At 39.8% G+C, this 17,929-nt stretch carries 22 protein-coding genes and 1 pseudogene; 11 read left to right on the top strand and 12 right to left on the bottom strand.

Annotated elements, in window-relative coordinates; genetic code table 11:
* Positions 1-273 precede the first annotated feature (273 nt).
* Genes CVS86_RS09160 through mqnE form a run of 5 tightly spaced genes read right to left on the bottom strand, consistent with a single transcriptional unit; the run spans position 274 to position 5,021 of the window.
* Positions 274-969, bottom strand: coding sequence for a Tfp pilus assembly protein FimT/FimU (locus CVS86_RS09160; protein WP_103646447.1), 696 nt, complete (start codon positions 967-969; stop codon positions 274-276).
* A 3-nt stretch (positions 970-972) separates the two neighbouring features.
* Complete coding sequence (locus CVS86_RS09155) at positions 973-2,190, bottom strand: ArnT family glycosyltransferase (RefSeq protein WP_107791682.1); 1,218 nt, start codon at positions 2,188-2,190, stop codon at positions 973-975.
* A gap of 9 nt (positions 2,191-2,199) precedes the next feature.
* Positions 2,200-2,640 carry a phosphoribosyltransferase gene (locus CVS86_RS09150; RefSeq protein WP_012001533.1) on the bottom strand — a complete coding sequence of 147 codons (441 nt, stop codon included), beginning with the start codon at positions 2,638-2,640 and terminating at the stop codon, positions 2,200-2,202.
* A gap of 12 nt (positions 2,641-2,652) precedes the next feature.
* Positions 2,653-3,945 carry an NCS2 family permease gene (locus tag CVS86_RS09145; RefSeq protein WP_103590555.1) on the bottom strand — a complete coding sequence of 431 codons (1,293 nt, stop codon included), beginning with the start codon at positions 3,943-3,945 and terminating at the stop codon, positions 2,653-2,655.
* An 11-nt stretch (positions 3,946-3,956) separates the two neighbouring features.
* A complete protein-coding gene (gene mqnE, locus CVS86_RS09140) occupies positions 3,957-5,021 on the bottom strand; it encodes an aminofutalosine synthase MqnE (protein ID WP_103569336.1) in 1,065 nt (354 codons plus the stop codon).
* A gap of 110 nt (positions 5,022-5,131) precedes the next feature.
* Between mqnE and CVS86_RS09135 the strand changes: the two genes are divergently transcribed.
* From CVS86_RS09135 to CVS86_RS09830, 9 genes and pseudogenes are all read left to right on the top strand, one after another.
* Positions 5,132-7,630 (top strand): HD domain-containing protein, encoded by a 2,499-nt coding sequence (locus CVS86_RS09135; RefSeq protein WP_107791681.1) that lies wholly within the window; start codon positions 5,132-5,134, stop codon positions 7,628-7,630.
* 3 nt (positions 7,631-7,633) lie between these two features.
* Entirely contained in the window at positions 7,634-9,445 is a 1,812-nt protein-coding gene (gene glmS, locus CVS86_RS09130) for a glutamine--fructose-6-phosphate transaminase (isomerizing) (protein WP_107791680.1), read from the top strand.
* A gap of 128 nt (positions 9,446-9,573) precedes the next feature.
* Entirely contained in the window at positions 9,574-10,368 is a 795-nt protein-coding gene (locus CVS86_RS09125) for a CsgG/HfaB family protein (protein WP_012001529.1), read from the top strand.
* Between the two features lies 1 nt (position 10,369).
* Complete coding sequence (locus tag CVS86_RS09120; RefSeq protein ID WP_107791679.1) at positions 10,370-10,792, top strand: gamma-glutamyl phosphate reductase; 423 nt, start codon at positions 10,370-10,372, stop codon at positions 10,790-10,792.
* Between the two features lie 134 nt (positions 10,793-10,926).
* The gene (locus tag CVS86_RS10305; RefSeq protein WP_107791686.1) at positions 10,927-11,118 is read left to right on the top strand and encodes a DUF4172 domain-containing protein; all 192 of its coding nucleotides are present in this window, start codon (positions 10,927-10,929) and stop codon (positions 11,116-11,118) included.
* Positions 11,097-11,159 (top strand): annotated as a pseudogene (locus tag CVS86_RS10300) (hypothetical protein); the annotation flags it as partial. The gene CVS86_RS10305 and the pseudogene CVS86_RS10300, both read left to right, overlap by 22 nt.
* A gap of 78 nt (positions 11,160-11,237) precedes the next feature.
* Positions 11,238-11,468, top strand: a complete 231-nt coding sequence (locus CVS86_RS10075) for a hypothetical protein (protein ID WP_234399264.1) — start codon at positions 11,238-11,240, stop codon at positions 11,466-11,468.
* Positions 11,440-11,616 (top strand): Fic family protein, encoded by a 177-nt coding sequence (locus CVS86_RS09105; RefSeq protein ID WP_107791678.1) that lies wholly within the window; start codon positions 11,440-11,442, stop codon positions 11,614-11,616. The genes CVS86_RS10075 and CVS86_RS09105 overlap by 29 nt, the downstream gene beginning before the upstream one ends.
* On the top strand, positions 11,613-11,774 hold the full coding sequence (locus CVS86_RS09830; RefSeq protein ID WP_159070818.1) for a hypothetical protein: 162 nt from the start codon (positions 11,613-11,615) through the stop codon (positions 11,772-11,774). The genes CVS86_RS09105 and CVS86_RS09830 overlap by 4 nt, the downstream gene beginning before the upstream one ends.
* Positions 11,775-11,804: 30 nt before the next feature.
* Here CVS86_RS09830 and CVS86_RS09100 read toward each other — a convergent pair whose 3' ends face one another.
* Together CVS86_RS09100 and CVS86_RS09095 are read right to left on the bottom strand one after the other, a co-directional pair.
* On the bottom strand, positions 11,805-12,299 hold the full coding sequence (locus tag CVS86_RS09100) for a hypothetical protein (protein ID WP_084041531.1): 495 nt from the start codon (positions 12,297-12,299) through the stop codon (positions 11,805-11,807).
* A gap of 11 nt (positions 12,300-12,310) precedes the next feature.
* A complete protein-coding gene (locus CVS86_RS09095; RefSeq protein ID WP_107791677.1) occupies positions 12,311-13,510 on the bottom strand; it encodes a tetrahydrodipicolinate N-succinyltransferase N-terminal domain-containing protein in 1,200 nt (399 codons plus the stop codon).
* Between the two features lie 160 nt (positions 13,511-13,670).
* Here CVS86_RS09095 and CVS86_RS10070 point away from each other — a divergent pair, with 160 nt between their 5' ends.
* Both CVS86_RS10070 and CVS86_RS10065 read left to right on the top strand, forming a co-directional pair.
* Entirely contained in the window at positions 13,671-13,892 is a 222-nt protein-coding gene (locus tag CVS86_RS10070) for a hypothetical protein (protein ID WP_234399263.1), read from the top strand.
* 6 nt (positions 13,893-13,898) lie between these two features.
* Complete coding sequence (locus tag CVS86_RS10065; protein WP_234399262.1) at positions 13,899-14,258, top strand: DUF1440 domain-containing protein; 360 nt, start codon at positions 13,899-13,901, stop codon at positions 14,256-14,258.
* Positions 14,259-14,429: 171 nt separating this feature from the next.
* Here the strand turns inward: CVS86_RS10065 and CVS86_RS09085 are convergent, their stop codons facing one another.
* The 5 genes from CVS86_RS09085 to CVS86_RS09065 all read right to left on the bottom strand — a co-directional run bounded on the left by CVS86_RS09085 (position 14,430) and on the right by CVS86_RS09065 (position 17,855).
* The gene (locus CVS86_RS09085) at positions 14,430-14,894 is read right to left on the bottom strand and encodes a hypothetical protein (protein ID WP_234399261.1); all 465 of its coding nucleotides are present in this window, start codon (positions 14,892-14,894) and stop codon (positions 14,430-14,432) included.
* A 146-nt stretch (positions 14,895-15,040) separates the two neighbouring features.
* A complete protein-coding gene (locus tag CVS86_RS09080) occupies positions 15,041-15,730 on the bottom strand; it encodes a cytochrome-c oxidase (RefSeq protein ID WP_103645734.1) in 690 nt (229 codons plus the stop codon).
* A 78-nt stretch (positions 15,731-15,808) separates the two neighbouring features.
* Positions 15,809-16,216 (bottom strand): hypothetical protein, encoded by a 408-nt coding sequence (locus tag CVS86_RS09075; RefSeq protein ID WP_087582036.1) that lies wholly within the window; start codon positions 16,214-16,216, stop codon positions 15,809-15,811.
* Between the two features lie 25 nt (positions 16,217-16,241).
* Entirely contained in the window at positions 16,242-17,579 is a 1,338-nt protein-coding gene (locus CVS86_RS09070) for a PFL family protein (RefSeq protein ID WP_107791676.1), read from the bottom strand.
* Between the two features lie 9 nt (positions 17,580-17,588).
* Positions 17,589-17,855, bottom strand: coding sequence for an ACT domain-containing protein (locus CVS86_RS09065; RefSeq protein WP_002939508.1), 267 nt, complete (start codon positions 17,853-17,855; stop codon positions 17,589-17,591).
* Positions 17,856-17,929 lie beyond the last annotated feature (74 nt).

The following is a 17,929-nucleotide window of genomic DNA, read 5'->3' as shown; positions in this document are numbered from 1 at the left end:
AAAAAACTTTTAATTTTTATATTAGTTTGTCTAATCTATTATTTAATCATAATAGACTGGCTCAATCGATCACTTGTTTAGATTTCAAAGATTGACTAATAGTTTAACAATTGTAAGTTAAAAGAACAACGATAAGAAAAAGGCTTTATTAACGTTGAAGTTAAAGGTGGTTTCTCGTTTCGTGAGCTGGAATTATATATGAGGGATGCTTAAATGCAGATTAAAAAATGGTAACTTTTTTAAAAAATAAAAACTATAAATTTTTAACTAAATTTAACTATTTTCTTTTATAGATGCAAAGCCACTTTCTTTTTCTATAGTAATGGTTGTTTGATTGCCGCGTTTATCAGTTATTGTTATACTGCAATCTTTTTTAAGAAGTCTATCATAAGGACGCTTTGCTCCACCAGAAGTAGTACTTGCTACTCTCATAGGTCGGCCCATTTCATCAAAAATTATAGTTTGCATTCCATTGCAACCATCTTTAAAATCAACCGATGTTATGCCAAACCTTTTTCCTAAATTTAATTCTTTATTCCACTTTTTGCAAGTAGCTTCTGTTACTATTCCACTACTCCAGCCTCCACTAAGGAGTTTCCCGCTTTTATAGATATCGTTTGCAACTTCACTTTCTGAATTTATATTTCCATTTAAACTTTTGTCAAAAAAGACACTATATTTCCAAGTATTAACTCCTGGCTTATCTATAGAGCATTTTTGCAAACTAGTATTATTAAAAGCTACTCCCCATCTCATTCTATACCATTTCACAGGATTATCACTAACAAAATTTTCATACTTATCATCCTGCATAGCGAGGTGTTGAGTGTATCTTATATGAGTTAGGATCTGATTTGCAGCTTCTCTTGAGGCATTTCTGTTTAGTTTTGGGATCATAATGGCAGCTAAAATTCCAACAACAACAATAACAAAAATAAGCTCTATCATCGTAAAAGCTCTTTTTTTCACAGCTTATCGTTCCTTGATATTGAAATTTGCAACTACTTTTCCCATTTTTTCTATACTAAATTTTGACTTCTCATCTAAATCGGCACTTGCTAATAAATTTTTAGAGTAACTTTTTGTTTTTATCCCATAAAATTTAAGCCTTAGTGCAAGCCTTGTATCTTCGGTCGCTATATCTTGCACTCCAGCCTCTTTTAGCTTATCTGCCAGCTCTTTTGCTACATCAAATTTATAAGTGAGATGTTTTGTAGGATCGTTTAAAAAGAGGTAAAAAATTTGATTAAAGATGATCACTGACCAGTTAAATACCAAAAAAAGCATCACTAAGCCAGTGCAAATTTTGTGTCCTTTTCTAAATTTTGGCAGTCTCACGCGATACGAGTTGAAAAAAATTCTTACCATAAGTGGCGTTGCGATCACGCAAAATGGCAAAAACTGCTCAAGTTCTAGCCTTTGGCGCACAGAGACTATCATACAAAAGCAAAATGAGCAAATGGCGATAAACCACAAAAGATCCTTCTTTTCCTTAACCCAAATTCTATAAATCGTATATACAAAAAAGATAAAGACAAATGGCGAAAATACAGCAGCAAATATGCCAAAAGTATCGATAAAGTGCCCACTTGGTCTGCCATTTGTTTCAAAGCCAAAAAAGTAAAGTGTCAGCAAAAATAAAATGGCACTAAGCCATGCAAGTGGCGGCTTTCTTTTATAAAGTGCAAATATAAAAAATCCTGCATAAAATATCAAAAAATCGCCATCTATGAAAAATGCTAGGCAGAAAAAGAGACTAAATAAAATTTTCTTTTTAATATGAAAAAGATATATACATAAAAGCGCTAAAGTGATGCAAATTCCAGCGTTATTTATGATAAGGGCTGAAGCTAGCGTGCCAGGAAGTAGCACAAAAAGTAGGACGGCTATGATCCTGTCAAACTCAAGCTTGATGTAAAATTTGCTCACCTTATACATCAAAACCACGCTTGCGATGTGAAAAAATATCATCACGCCTCGCACAGCAAGGTCATTTTGACCAAAAAAATGGGTGCTTAGTTTTAAGATGTAGCTTAAAAGGCTGTGCTTTTGAAAGAAAATTTCAGCCTCATTGTAGCTTATACTAAGAGAATTTGCCGCATAAAGTAGAAAAACAAAATCAATCAAACATATCAAAAATACGCTAAAAGCGATGTGTCTGCTAGCAAATTCTCTAACTCTTTCTAACAAATTTAGCCCTTAAATATGTATATCCCAGAAAAACTCAACCCAGTCATGAGCCTCTTTTACCTTAAATTCAGGCAAAAGCAGAGCCTTCTCTTTATAAAATACAGTTGCTATCTTTATATCTAAATTTGGATAGCGTTTAAGCAGCTCTCTTTTTATCTCGACCATGCTCTCGCCGCTATCGATGATATCATCAACAAGCAAAATTTTAGTGTATTTGCTAAGATCTGGCACGTTAAAAATTTGTATCGTATCAAGCTTGTTTGTATCCTCGTAGTGGATAGAATTTAAGGTAAATAAATTTCTATTTTCAAGCGCGACAGCTAGCGAGTGACCAAGCGTTAGACCGCCCCTTGCCACAGCTAGTATCACCTCTGGATCAAACTCATCTTTTATCTGCTTTGCCATCTTTTTGGCATCAACGGCAAATTCATCGTAGCTATAAAATATCATTTTTCATCCTTATCAATGCACTAAAAATACGATAAAACTAATAAGCGCTAGCACGACTACACCTAAATTTATATCGCTAAATTCTCTCTTTATGAGCTTAACTATGACGTATGACATAAAGCCAAATGCAAGACCGTTTGTGATCGAGTAAGTAAGCGGGATGAGCACAACTATGAAAAATGTCGCAACGGCGATGGCTGGATCTTTAAAATTTATGCTAGCAAGCTCGGCAAACATAAGCACGCCGACCATTACGAGGATCGGATAGATGGCATTGCCAGGGATAGCTTTAAAAAGTGGCAACATAAATAGTGTAAGTATAAATAAGAGTCCGCAAAATACAGCTGTTAGGCCAGTCCTGCCACCCTCTTCTACGCCGCTTGCGCTCTCTACAAACGATGTGGTCGTACTTACACCTACAAGCGAGCCGGCTGCGGTAGCAACAGCGTCAGCTTCAAGAGTTTTTTCAAGTTTTACGACGCCATCTTTTTTGTTTTCGTCAAATATCCCAGCCCTTGTGCCAACGCCAGCTAGTGTGCCTATCGAGTCAAAAAGATCGGTCACAAAAAATGTGATAACAACTGGGAGTAAAGCTAGGCTAAAGGCACCTTTTATGTCAAGCTCTAAAAATATCGGCGAGATAGAGGCTGGAGTTGAGAAAATTTCTGTTGGATGAGGAGCGATGCCAAGCACCCAAGCGATCACTGAAGTGACAAGCACGGCTAGGATAAACGCGCCCTTTATCTTCCACGCCCAAAAGCAAATAACCAAAAATAGCCCCAAAACGCCAAGAAGCACGTTTGGATCTCTGAAATTTCCTATGCCAACCAAAACCGCATCGTTATTTACGATAAAGCCCATTTGCTGAAACGCAACAAAGCTGATAAATGTGCCTATACCAGCGCTTATCGCTCTTCTTAGATCAAGTGGGATGGATCTTATTATCCACATTCTAAAATTTGTAAAAGACAAGACGACAAATATCACACCGCTTAAGAAAACAACGCCAAGAGCCGTTTGCCAAGGCACTTTCATGCCGATGCAAAGGCCAAATGTAAAATAAGCATTAAGCCCCATGCCAACGCTCATCGCAACTGGCGTGTTCGCCCAAAGACCATTTAATATCGTAGAAAATATGGTAATTAGCGCTGTTGCCGTTATTAGCGCCTCATAAGGCATGCCAGTTTTGCTCATAATGATCGCATTTACCGGCACGATATACATCATCGCTAAAAATGTCGTAAGTCCCGCTCCAAATTCCTGCTTCACACTCGTTTTGTTTTGTGCTAAGTCAAAAAATTTCACCCCAAGCTCCTTTAGTAAATTTTAAGTTCGTTATATAAGCTATCACGCTCAACCGGCGTAAAACCAGATGTTTTAATAAGATCGCAAAATGTCTTTAGTGTGACGCCATTTGCGCTATTTGCACCAGCTGCACTTTGGATACTCTCTTTTTCTATCGTGCCATCAAGATCATCAGCGCCAAATTCCTGAGCGATCATCGCTAAATTTAGAGTCGAAGTGGCCCAGTAAGCTTTAATGTGTGGGACGTTATCAAGCACCAAGCGAGATATCGCCATAGTCTTTAAAATTTCAGCAGATCCTAGAAATTTAACATCTTTTAAGTAGTTATTTTCTCTTTGATAGACAAGCGGGATAAATGCGTTAAATCCGCCAGTTTCATCCTGCAAGTCTCTGATCCTTAGCATGTGATCGATCCTATTTTCACGGCTTTCTATGTGGCCAAAAAGCATTGTAGCGTTGCTTTGTCTGCCTTTGTCGTGCCACATTTTGTGAATTTTGAGCCAGTTCTCGCTACTAACCTTGCCTTTGCAAATTTTAGCCCTGACCTCTTCGTCAAAAATTTCAGCCCCACCGCCTGGCATGCTATCGACGCCGTATTCGAGCATCTTTTCTATCACCTCATCGTAGCTTAAGCCATAATGCCTTGATAAAAAATCAATCTCAGCCGCAGTCATCGCCTTTACATGAAGCTCTGGATGAGCTGCCTTTATCTTTTTAAAAATTTCTAAATACCACTGCCAACCGCTAGTTGCGTTGTGGGCGGAGACGATGTGTATCTCTTTTACGCCGTGACTCACGCTCTCATCAACGATCTTTAAAATTTCTTCGTGGCTCATTAGGTATGGATTTGGATTTTTTCTGTGGGCTGAAAATGCGCAAAATTTACAGATGTCAGCACAGATATTTGTTGGATTGATATGGCGATTTACATTAAAAAAGACCTTGTTGCCGTGCAGTTTTCTGCGCTTTTTGTCGGCAAATTTAGCCAAGGTAAAAAGATCAAGCTCATAAAGCGAAAAAGCCTCTTGCTTGCTTAATCTCTCGCCACTTTCTAGTTTTTGTAATAGATTCATTATTTATATCGTCCTAAAGCTGAACTTAAGGCTTTATTATAAGCAAATAAAGCTTTGTTTTTGCAAAAATTATGTAACATTTGCCAAGATATTTTTAACAATGGAAACACTAAATGCTAGCTGATAAAAGTGCCAAAAATAGCGATAATTATTCAAGGATCAAAGAGAAATTTCTTGATTTTAAGGCAAATTTGCCAAAACATTTTCAAAAAAACCAAGGCAGAAATTTCACAAATTTCTTAGCCAAAGAGTATGATGATTTTATAAAATCTTATTTAAATGAAACTATGCGAGAATTTTTTGATGAGTTTGTGCCACAAAATGACAGCTTTGTTTTTAGCGTTCTAGCCACTGGCAAATACGCTCAAACGCTACTTAGCGCAAATAGCGAGCTTGAAATTTTGCTAGTTTATAAAAATTTAAAGGGCTATAATATAAAAAATTTCTTAAAAGAATTTTCTGAAATTTTAGATAGCTCTGGCATGAAATTTGTGATAAAAATTGCCGAAGTGGATGAAATTTTTATAAATTTCAAAGATGACCTTAAATTTAAAAGCGAAACCTCACAACTTCGCTACATTTGTGGCTCAAAAAGCCTCTACCGCCTAGTAAAAAGCGAGATCATAAAGATAAAAGAATTTGATAAAAAAGCCTTTTTAAACTACCATTTAAAGGCATTTTTGCCATTTTCTAGCATAAGCTACTTGACACAAGAGCCAAATTTAAAAAGTGGCTTTGGCGGGATCGATGAAATTTACCGCTTAAACTGCATACTAAACTGCCTTGATAGCGACGTTTCAGTTAGATCACAAGCCCTAAAAGTGATGAATGAAAAAGAGATTGCTAGCTTTAACCTAAACGTGGATTTTTTACTAAGCTTGCTAAGTGCTTTAAATTTAACTCAAAACACCGACACTTTCAGCGCTTCAAGTGTCGAGATCACGACAAATTTCATGCAGACAAAGTCCAAAAAGCTGCAAGACAACGAGAGCGTCATCAGCCAAAAGATGCTAAGCTCGATGAATAACGTAGCCATTTATTCAAGATTTATCGCAGCTTCGCTTTGTAGGCCATTTTTCAAAAGCGAGCTAAGCTTCGAGCAGAGAAAATTTGCTAGGCTAAAAAATGGCTTTTACGAGATAAATGGCGTCATCTACGTGCCACTTCACAAAAAGCCAGCCCTTATCGAGGATCTCATAAATGAGCTTTTGGAGCTAAAAGATGTGGATTATAAATTTGATATAAGCGCGATCTTTTATATCAAGCGAGCCATCATCACAAAAGATGGTTTAGAGCGCGCTATCAGCGAGTTTAAGAAGATATTTTTAAGAGAAAATTCCTACGCTATCTTAAAATCCTTGCTCGATGCACAGATGATACAAATTTTGATAAAACCGATGGAGCATATCTCCCAGCTAGCAGAATATGACGGCTATCACGAATTTACGGTTGATGAACATAGCATCTTAAGTGTCAAATTTCTTGAAAACATAAAAGATAAATTTATAAAAAATCTCTATGCTGAGCTTTGCTTAGAGGGCAAAACGATGCTTAAGATCGTGACGCTTATGCATGACGTAGGCAAAGGACTTGGTGGCAAAGATCACGCAAACATCGGTGCAAACATCTTTAGAGCCTACGCGAACAAGCTAAATTTAAGCCAAAAAGCTATCAACATCGGCGTCATCTTGATAAAATACCACACCCTAATGAGCAACGTCTCAAACAGAGAGGATATCTACTCACAGCGCGTCATCTTTGCCTTCATATCAAAGCTAGGCGACAAGCAGGTTTTAAAGCTACTTTACATCCTTAGCTACTGCGTGATAAACGCCACAAATGAGAGGCTTTATAATGCCTACACAGCAAAGCTTTTAAGAGAGCTTTATGAAATTTCTCTTAGTGCATTTAGCGATGAAAATTTACTTGATGAAGCGACAAGGCGAGTAAAAAAAGAGCAGTCTATAAAACGAAATAGCGAGTTTTTGGCGCTTGAGCCAAAGCTGCAAGAGAAAATTTTTAAGATCACATCAAATTTGGTCTTTACAAAATATAGCGCAAGCGAGATCATAAATTTAAGCAAAGTAGCTGATAGCTTAAACGAAACCGAAATTTTCATAAACAATACAAAAAATTTAAGCATTCAAATTTATACAAACAAGAGCCTAAATTTAAGCGCCCTGCTCTATGAATTTGCCAAATTTGACCTTGCGTATATGGAGATATTTGAGCTTTTTGAGAAGAAATTTTATATCAGGCTTGACTTTAACCAAAATGTAAAAAATCACGAGCTTGAAAACACTAAAATTTTAGCCCTAAAATCCCTAAATAGCGAGGTTTTAAGAGAGCCTTTGAAACCAAATATTAACAAAGATGAGATAAACTTCGAGCTAAATCACTCAAAAGATTACGCCAAACTTAGCATCAACGCAAAAGATCAGCGCGGGCTAATGGCTTATGTGATGAGTGTTTTTGATAGGCTTCATTTTCAAGTCACGAGTGCTAGAATTCAGACGGTTAAAAATAGAACGAGAAATCTCTTTTTGATCGAGAAAAACGAGCGACTTGAGAGTAAAGGCGAAGAGATATTAAATTTATTAATAAGCGAGTAAAACATGTGTGGAATCGTAGGATACATCGGAGATAAAGAGAAAAAAGAGGTCATTTTAAGCGGGCTAAAAGAGCTTGAGTATCGTGGATACGACAGCGCTGGCATGGCTGTGATGAGTGATGGCAAGATCGACTTTTTCAAAGCGGTCGGCAAGCTTGAAAATTTAGCCCTAAAGACAAAGGACTTTACATCAGAGGGCTTTGGCGTGGCGATAGGTCACACACGCTGGGCAACTCACGGCAAACCAACTGAGATAAATGCTCACCCGCACCTTGGCGAGCACTCATTTGTCGTTCACAACGGCATCATCGAAAACTACAAAGAGCTTAAAGATGAGCTTGAGGCAAAGGGCGTGAAATTTGTGAGCCAAACCGACACCGAAGTAATCGTGCACCTTTTTGAAGAAATTTTAAAAGAGAAAAAAGATCCATTTAAGGCTTATGAGGCGACTATCGCAAAGCTAAGAGGCGCTTATGCGACGCTACTTATCACCAAAACTGCACCTGATAAGATATTTTTCGCAAAAGATGCCGCTCCTATGGCGATAGGCAAAAGCGACAAAAAAGAGTTATATTTTGCCTCATCAGATGCCCCACTCATCGGCAACGCAACAGAAGTGGCATATCTTGATGACAACAACTATGGCTATGTGAGCTTAGACGAGATAGCTGTTTTCAAACACGGCAAAAAGGCTAGCATAACTTTTAACGCACTGCCAAAAGATAAGAGCTATGCCCAAAAAGAGGGTTATACATTTTTTATGGAGAAAGAAATTTACGAGCAAGGCGCTGTTGTGTCTGAAACCATCATGGGCAGAGTTAAAAACCACAAAGTCACCCTTGAAAATTTAGACGATGAATACCTAAAAGGCATCGATGATGTTGTGCTTTGTGCGTGCGGTACGAGCTATCATGCAGCACTAACTGCAAGCTATCTTTTTGAAAGGCTTGCCAAAGTTAGAACAAAGGTCGAAGTGGCAAGCGAATTTAGATATAGAAAGCCTTATCTAAACAAAAACTCGCTCTTCATCGTCATCTCGCAAAGTGGCGAGACAGCTGATACTCTTGAGGCGCTTAGGATCGCAAAAGAGGCTGGGCTAAAGACACTTGCTATTTGCAATGTCGATAACTCATCTATCGTTAGGCTAGCTGATAATACGCTTCTAACTCGCGCTGGCATCGAAAAAGGTGTGGCAAGCACAAAGGCCTTTGCAACGCAAATCATCGTGCTTTGGATGCTTGTGCTTCAAATGGCATCAGCAAAGGGATCTATCAGCAAAAAAGAGCTTGATCACGAGATCAAAACGCTTCTTCACATCCCACAAATTTTAAATATAGATAACTCTTTGCAAGAGAAGCTTCACCGCCTAAGCAAGCACTATTTGCACGGTCATGGCTTCTTCTTCATCGGTAGAGACATCTTCTATCCGCTAGCACTTGAAGGTGCGTTAAAACTTAAAGAAATTTCATATCTTCATGCCGAGGGCTATCCATCAGGCGAGATGAAGCACGGACCTATCGCACTTGCAGATGAGAAGCTATTTACGATCGCTTTAATGCCTCAAAACTTACTATATGAAAAGACAAAAAGTAACGTCGAAGAGCTTGCTGCAAGAGATGCTTATATCCTAGCGATAAGCCCACTTGAGTTTGAACTAAGCGATGACTACGTAAAAACTAGCGTTCAAGATCACTATATGAGCGAATTTTTCGAGATGATGCTTGTGCTTCAGCTACTTGCACTTGAAATTTCCGTTAGACTTGGCAACAATGTCGATATGCCAAGAAACCTCGCAAAAAGCGTAACTGTCGAATAATTTATGTGGCTGGCATCTTGCTGGCCGCTTAAATTTTACTTTTATATTTTTCTTTTAAAATTTAAGTTTTCACAAAATATTATTTTCTTATAATATTTGCACTTCTAATTACATTAAAAAGGATCTTCATGAAAAAGAGATTTTTAGCATCTAAGGTCTTTAGCAGCGTTGCCGCTCTTTGTTTATTTGCTGGATGCGCTAGTAGCAATAGCGGTGTAACTGGTGCCGCAGCAGGAGATACAGCCAAAAATGCCAACACGAAAATCGAGCGTTGCAGCCAAACACTAGGAACATTATCTTTTTACGAAGATCAAAGTAGCTCATGGTACTCATATCTAACTAGAGATTATCAACTTGGCTCAACTGTGCCGGTGCTAAGGATCTTAGCTCAGCAAACTGGCTGCTTCGTCATCGTCGAGCGTGGCAGAAGTATGGATAATATGATGCAAGAGCGCGCGCTTGAAGCTAGTGGCGAGCTAAGAAAAGGTTCTAAATTTCACAAAGGTCAAGTCGTAGCGGCTGATTATACCATGCAGCCAGAGATCACATTTAGCAAAGAGGATACTGGCGGTATCAGCGGACTTGTAGGCGCTGTCTTTGGCAACGTTGCTGGCAAGGTAAGCGGAGGCTTTTCAAAGAGCGAAACACAAACATCTTTGCTTCTTATAGACAACCGCTCAGGCGTACAAATCGCTGGTGCAGTCGGCAGTGATAGCAACTTTGACTTCTTTGGCATGGGCTCAAATTCATTTTCACGTGTGAGTGCTGGACTTGGTGGCTACACAAAGACACCAGAGGGCAGGATGATCGTAAATGCTTTTATGGACGCGATGAACCAACTTATAGTCGCGCTAAAAGATTATAAAGTCCAAAATGTAAAAGGTGGTCTTGGCAAAGGCGGAAATATAAAAATAGGAGACTAAGATGAAATTTATAGCCATTTTGTTTTGTACATTTACGATGCTGCTAGCTGCAAACTATACTAAGAAGATAGAGATCGGGCTTTGCAAGCTCATAAATGAAAGAGAAATGGCTAAATTTTATGGCGACACGAGAAACTATGACGCCCTTAGTAAAAAGATAGACGGATATAAATTTCGTTTTGGATTGAAAGATTTTGATGAGGATAGTTGTCGCATGAGTGGCTACTATCCTGTTGATCCAAACTATGCGCCATATCCGCCTAACTACCACCCATACTATCAAAATGAGTACGACAGGTTTGATAGATTTCAGCGTGGTTACCGTGGAGGCTACTATAATGATGACGACTACGATGATGGTTTTGATCGTGGTTATAGACGTGGTTATAAGGATGCCAGAAGAGATTATAGGTTAGGTAGATAATCTTATCTAGCCTTAACTTTAGCTGGCTCTTTTCTAATAAAAAAGTTTTTTACAAATAACAAATCAAAAGCAATGCATATATAAAATTTTACTGCTATAAACAAATTCGAGACATTAAGTATAAAATATAAAGCCTGTGGATATGGCAACATCCCAACTACCCAAATTTTTCTTACGACAAAAGAATAATAAACATCCTTACAAATAGACTAGAGCAAGATCACGAAATTTTAAAAGAGATAGCAAGCAATATTAGCAGAAACGATCTTTTAAAGGCGCAAATTAACACCCTAGAGGATGTGAGATCTTTTACTCATCTCTCATAGAAGGCGAGAGGCTAAAAAGATCAAGCATTCGCTCATCGGTAAAAAAGAGACTAGATGAAAATTTTGACTGGTTAGCTGATACTCATGCGACTAGGCACAGCGATAATCTAGTCTCGCTAATGCTTGAAGCAAATTTAAACAAAGCTTATATGAACTTCGAGCGGCTACATGGCTGGCACAATGCCTTGTTTGAATATAGCCATAGCAAAACTTACAAGATAAAAAGAGCTAAATTTAGAGATGATGAGATGAGCGTCGTCTCAGGTCCTTCAAAAAATGTGCAAATCCACTACAAAGCCTTGCCAGCAGAGCGCGTAGAGGATGAGAAATTTTTTAAATTTTATCAATAAAAGCCATGAAAACACCTATGTAAAAAGTGCCTTAGCGCACCTTTGGCTTGTGATCATCCATCCTTATGAGGGCGGCAACGGACGCATGGCAAGGGCTTGGCGCACTACTGCTTGGCCAGTGAAAGCATTAAGCCGTTTTCAATATTGAGCATTATTTACGCAAATAAAAAAGATTATTATGAAATTTTAGAGCAGACAACAAAACTTGAAAATAATTCAAATTTTGACTTTACGGCATGGATAAAGTGGCATTTAGAAGTGGTAAATAGCGCCATAAAACAAGCTATAAGCTCATTAAAAAGATAAAATTTCTATCAAATTTAAGAGCCAAAGCCCTTAAATTTTATCTTTACTTAGGATTTTTGCGAGCTGCTCTTTGATCTCATCATCAAATTCGCTAACGCTTATCACACCCCTGCTCTCGCACATCTTAGCGTCATTTACCTCGCAGTAGCCACTCAGCGCGTTTTTGTATCCGCCTCTTATGCAAGCCTCCCTGTCTTCTAAAAATCCAGCCCCGCCAAGGATAAGCATGCCAAGGTCAAAGCCGATCTTAAATTTCGCGCTCGCTGAGCTTTTTATCCAGCTTAAAAATATCTCATCATACCTTAGCCCAAGCGCTCCAACGCCATCTGGCACGACCAAGATATCCACGCCGTAAAGGCTCTCAGCATAAATTTCAGGATGAAGCCTGACGCCAAATTCATCGACTATCTCAGGCTTTAGGGCGTAGGTTTTGATGTTAAAACCTTCAAATTTATGCAAAAAATCATAAATTTTGGCAAAGCTTAACAAATTTATCTTGTCAAACATCAAAATGCCAACTTTCATGCTAGCTCCTTTTAATGAAGTGCCTCATTTAGCTTGATCGCCCTTTTGCTCGCGCTTGCAGTGATCTGACCTGTTTGGCTATTTTGTCTAAAATGAAGCCCGTTTAGCCCGCCAAGCTCAAGCGCTTTGTAAATTTCAGCTTCAAATTTAAAGCTAGGATTTAGCTTAGCTAGCTTTTCGCGCTCACTGGCCAAGATATAGACCTTTGTACCCTCAAGCACCGCTATGCCAGCATCCACGATGCAGTTATCGCCAAGTGGCACGCCTGTGACTGAGTTTGCGCCAAGCAAGCAGTGTTTGCCGATGCTTACAGGGTTGCCGTTCGTGCCGCTTAGCACGCCAAGTATGCTAGCTCCGCCGCCAACGTCACTGCCCTCGCCCACGACGACAGAGCTGCTGACCCTGCCCTCAACCATCACTCCGCCAGTCGTGCCTGCATTAAAGTTGATGTAAGCAGCCCCTGGCATGACGACTGTGCCAGGATGCACAGCTGCGCCCATGCGGACTTTGGCAGCGTCTAAAATTCTCGTATTATCAGCTGGGATGATATGACTTAAAAATCTTGGGAATTTATCCACGCTCACGATCGCTGGATACTCGCCAAACATCTTTAGAGAAATTTCATTTTCCCTTAGCCACTCAAGCTCGATCGGGATGTTTTGGCTAGTCCATGCGACATTTGGTAGCACCCCAAATGCTCCATCAAGCACGATCGTCCTAGGTGCGACCTTGCCAAGCGAGATCAAGTAGAGCTTGAGATAGACGGCTTCTACGCTAAGTGGCTTTGCGTCATCAAATAAAAATACAAGCTTAAATTTATTCTCATTTAGCTCAAGATCGTCATCAAATGCCATCTTCACAGCGTGTAAATTCTCCACGTTTTTGTGTGATTTTATATCTTTTTCAAAGACGCTAAAGAGCTTGCTAGCCTTTTTTGCTACCTTTGGCGTGAGATCAGTCACGAACTCGGATGCACCAAAATCAACCTCAACATCGCACTTTTGCAAGGCGTAGATAAAAGCAGCTGCGCTTAAAAAGCTCTCTTTATAATTTACAACGGCGTAACTTGCTTGCAAAATTTTGTCGCTATTTTTTTGTCCGCGATCGACTCTTGCGATGCCAAAAGCAACTGGATCTTTGTAGCCATCTTTTTTTCTAAATTCTTCAAAAAATTCCTTAAATTCGTTTGCGTCTTTAAACTCTTTAGACATCTATTCTCCTTTAAATTTTTTCTTAGTCTAGCCAAAAATGGCTAAAAATTTTATGATTTTAAAGTATTTTGGTTTTGGTAAATTTATAAATTATAATAATGATTAACCTTATCATAAAAAAAATAGAAATAAAATGTCGCAAATTTTACAAGGAGACAAAATGTCAAATTTAGCTACCAAACCAAAATTTGCTCTAGCTGCATTGATCGGCCTAGTCGCTGGCGTAGTTTCAGCTTTTGTCAAATGGGGTACAGAGGTGCCGCTTCCACCAAGAAGCCCTATGGATATGTTTAACGCAGCTTGCGGACCAGAAAGTGCCATCAGAGCAGCTGATGCGATCGACTGCTCGAGAAATTTTCTAAATCCCCCTTATGTGTTTTGAGAGATTATGTCGGTATCGCCGATCCAAACGCTGCTGTTTGCAGGGCATGCCTTTAACTACGTGATGCTAACGCACATCATATTTTCAATAGTCTTTGCCGTTGGCTACTGCCTCGTGGCTGAGAAATTTCCAAAGATCACGATGTGGCAAGGCGTGATGGCTGGTATCTTAGCAACTATCGCAGTTCATGGCATCTCACTGCCGCTTCTTGGCCTCACTCCGCCACTTTGGACACTTCCTTGGTATGAGTATGTCTCTGAGTTTGTGGGTCACATGATCTGGTTTTGGTCGATAGAGATCATCCGCCACGACCTAAGAGCTAGGATCACAAAAGAAAAAGACCCGAGCGACTGCTGCAACGCTTAGCTTATAAATTTTGCTGTTTTGGGCGCAAAACCTAAAACAGCAAAATTTAATCATTTAAAAACTCTAGCGCCTCTTGATCGCAGCCAATACCTAAAAACAAAATTTCATCATTTTTACAAGGCTTGAAAATCTTAACTAGCTTTTAATGCGTAAATTTAAAAATTTAAACGTTTAACACTCACTACTAAGCTCTAAATTTTCTAAACAAAGCGGCCTTTCACCCTCAAAGATCACCCCTATACCGTAAGGCTCGCAGATATCAAGCTCGCCCCCTGCGAATCTCATCAACCACTGCTTATCACCCGCATAAAAGGTACATTGTGGCGAGCTAAATAGCAGTTCGCAAACTGGCACGTCAAGCAATTTAAGCTCGTTTTTGTTCAAAAAGCACCCTCGCCTAAGCTCATCTTTTAAAAAAGCAAGCGACTCTTTTACATACCGGTCGATATCACTGGCAATTCGCTCTGCTAGCAAAGTAGTCTCATCATCCACGTCTGCTCTATCTGTGCTAACAAGGCAAAACGCTACCTGCCCAAAAATTGCACTTTCAAGCTTCGCCTCCGCATACCAGATAAAGCCATCATCTGTTGCAACTTTTTCAAGTTCGCCAAATTTTAAAGTCATTTTTATTCTCATTTTTTGTGCTTTTGCCACTCTTACGAAAAAGAGCCAAATTTAAGTAAATTTGTCGTCAGCTAAAATATAAGCAGCTTGTAAATTTGCCCTTTTAGCATAAAGCAAAAGCTAAATTTACAAGCAAATTTTCAAATTTATATCGCTATTTAGAAGCAAAATTTCTCATCAGTGCCATTTTGCTTGCGCATAGCTTTAAAGTTAGCAAGATTGTCTTTGTCTAAAAAGTAATCTTTCTCTTTTTTATTGCGGGCTTCTAGCTTTTCTATGCCTTTTGCAAGTGCTGCTTTTCTATCTTCGTGAGGCGAGCTAAATTCTGGTGAGAACATCGCTTCATAGGCATTTTTCTTAGTCCATTCAAGCGCTTTATCAGCGATCTCTTGTTGCTTTTTGATATCGCAAAATGCATAAGGATTGACCACGTCGCCAACAAGCTTCATAAACGCCCCTATCGCAGCCACCACGTCAGCGAATTTCTCGCCCTCCATGTCTATAACGCCTCTTAGCAAGATCGCGCGGTTTTTTGCCGCATAAAACCAAAATACCGCATCATCGCGAAGTCCAAGATCATAAGCGCGAGCTGAGAGAACAAAAAGAGTTATCGGAGAGACCATTTGTGGGGCGTCTTGCACGATCTTTTCAGCCTTTTTAAAGTCCTCTTCTTTGCCACTTTTTAAAAGCTCATCTATCTTGTCATAGACCTTGACATACTCCACCTTGCCAGCATTTGCTGAGTAGTATGGCGTGACGTAGATGTCGATACTTCTTACTTTGCCGTCATTTGCAAAGCCACATACCGCTCCAAAAAGTAGCGCCGTAAGCAGTGATAAAATTTTCATTTTAGCTCCTTGTTAAATTTTTCTTTTTTTACTATCAAATTTATTAAAAAACTCGTATTTTTACATATCCTTATGAATTTAATACGCCTTTATTAGTCGTAAATTTTTTAAATTTATACCGCCTAAAAATACTCCTCTTTCAGGCTCAACCCACTCTACGACTATATTGTCTAGATCATCATTTGGCTCGCAATACATTTTTGAGCAATCATACTTTGCTACAAACTTATCACCAATGTTAAAATCCATCTGCGTAGAATTACTTGGTATGTGCAAAGTATATATTATTCGGTATTTTTCGCCCTCTTTTGTCTTTGCTGATGTCATCTTAATAAGAATGTCTTCATCATTATTAAAATTTGATCTATAGATACCATCTTTACCAAGACCTGCTGCTTCAAATTTCATCTCTTTGCTATAAAATGGATATAGTGCCGAGCAACCAGATAAAAGCAAAATCATAAAGAATAGTCCAACTGCTTTCATTTTATAACCATCCTTTTAGAAACTTTTAGTTTTTAAAACTATGGATAGGTGCTGGGATTTGTCCGCCACGAGCGATGAAGTCGGCACTTGAGGCTTTGTTTATCTTCATCACAGGCGCTCTTCCTAAAAGGCCGCCAAACTCGATCATATCGCCCTCTTTACCTAAAGGTATAATGCGAACAGCTGTTGTTTTTTGATTTATAACGCCGATAGCCGCCTCATCAGCGATCATCGCAGCTATACTTTGGCTTGGTGTATCTGCTGGTATGGCGATCATATCAAGCCCCACCGAGCATATCGCCGTCATCGCTTCAAGTTTTTCTAAATTTAGCGATCCCGCGCGCACCGCAGCTATCATGCCCTCATCTTCTGAGACTGGGATAAATGCGCCACTTAAGCCGCCCACTTGATTGCACGCCATGACGCCACCTTTTTTGACCGCGTCATTTAAGAGAGCAAGCGCCGCAGTCGTGCCGTGCGTACCGACAGCCTCAAGCCCCATCTCCTCAAGCACGCGAGCCACAGAGTCGCCCACGGCTGGTGTCGGAGCAAGAGAGAGATCGACGATACCAAATTTCACCCCAAGGCGCTCGCTCGCCATTTGACCGACTAACTGACCGATACGAGTGATCTTAAACGCCGTCTTTTTCACAGTCTCAGCCACCACGTCAAAGCTCTCGCCACGCACCTTTTCAAGCGCTCTTTTTACGACGCCTGGGCCTGAAACGCCGACATTTATCACCACATCAGCCTCGCCCACGCCGTGAAATGCACCGGCCATGAAAGGATTGTCCTCGACTGCGTTTGCAAAGACAACGAGCTTTGCACAGCCCATCTCTGATGCCGCCGCCGTCTCTTTTATGATGCGCCCCATGTCACGCACCGCGCTCATATTTATGCCACTTTTTGTTGAGCCGACATTGACGCTTGAGCACAATTTTGCGGTTTGAGCGAGTGCTTGCGGGATAGAATTTATCAAAATTTCATCACCCTTTTGATAGCCCTTTTGCACTAGAGCCGAAAAACCACCTATAAAATCAATACCAACTTCAATAGCCGCCCTATCAAGCGTCTTTGCGATCATTACGTAGTCACTCGCGTTGGTTGCGGCGCCGATTATCGAGATAGGCGTCACGCTCACTCTTTTATTGACGATTGGTATGCCTAGCTCAGCAGAAATTTCGTTACCCACTCTAACTAGGTCTTTGGCTTTAGTGGTGATTTTTGCGTAAATTTTGTCGCAGGCTTTGCCCATGTCAGGGTCGATGCAGTCAAGCAAACTAATGCCCATCGTGATCGTTCTGATGTCAAAATTTTGCTCCTCGATCATCGAGATAGTTTCGGTTACGTTTTTGATATCCATATTTTGTCCTTAAATTTTGTGCATCGCATCAAAAATGGCTGAGCTTTGGATATTTATCTTTACTTTTAGGCTCTCTCCAAGCTTATCTAGCTCCGCTCTTAAGGCTGTAAAGTCCTTATTTTCATCGCTTGAAACCACCGCCATCATCGTGAAAAAGTCACTCAAAATAGTCTGGCTTATATCATCTATGTTTAGCCCTAGCTCGCTAAGCTTTGCTGAGACGCCAGCAACGATGCCAACTCTATCTTTTCCGACTACGGTTACGATCGCTTTCATCTTTTCTCCTGTTAAATTTTCTTTTTAATGATTACATTTTGGCTCCAAAATTTAAACCCTGCATCAATCAAAGC

It is taken from the genome of Campylobacter concisus, assembly GCF_003048605.1.
GTDB classification, from domain to species: domain Bacteria; phylum Campylobacterota; class Campylobacteria; order Campylobacterales; family Campylobacteraceae; genus Campylobacter_A; species Campylobacter_A concisus_BM.
This window is presented reverse-complemented; position numbering and strand designations above follow the sequence as displayed.